This is a genomic window from Vibrio sp. 1069 (assembly GCF_033340555.1).
The window spans coordinates 1-523 of the sequence record NZ_JAWOWP010000924.1 but is presented as its reverse complement, the minus strand read 5'-3'; the positions used below and the strand labels follow the sequence as shown (position 1 = coordinate 523).

Sequence of the window (523 nt, the reverse complement as noted above, 5' to 3'; positions counted from 1 at the left end):
AAAATCAAAATGACGTACGGTCGAACCGACTTTGTATGAGAACGAATCGCCATCAAATTCAAAATCGGTTGCAATGGTCGAGCCATTAACGGTCACTCCCCTTTCACTAAGCACAAACTCTTCCCTCGAGTAAGGCGCTACATCTTGCTCAACCCAGCGGCCATAAATTATTGATTTAGAGATGGGAGGGTTAATGTACCGAGTGATCAAATCGCCATACAGCATACAAACAATGACCGTACCCAGCACTGCCATTAGCATGAGAGAACGTTCCGCCCACTTACGAAGTGACGATTTTGTAGATGAATTAGACTCGTTTTGAGCAGTGATCGCAGCATTCTTATTTACAACTGAAGACATGAGGTTCACTTATTTGAAATAGACGCGCGTATTGTAACCTCCATAACCAAACTGGACAAAGCACCGTACTCCAGATGTTTGTGCTTTATTCCAAAAAATTGCCTTGCCATCAATTGAATAAAAAGACATTATTTAAGCATAAATAAACACAAGGAATGGCAGT

At 41.5% G+C, this 523-nt stretch carries 1 protein-coding gene; it reads right to left on the bottom strand.

Annotated elements, in window-relative coordinates:
- Nucleotides 1-360 (bottom strand): DUF2850 domain-containing protein (locus R7040_RS29835; protein ID WP_318098098.1); only part of this gene is annotated, 360 nt, incomplete at its 3' end.
- Nucleotides 361-523 lie beyond the last annotated feature (163 nt).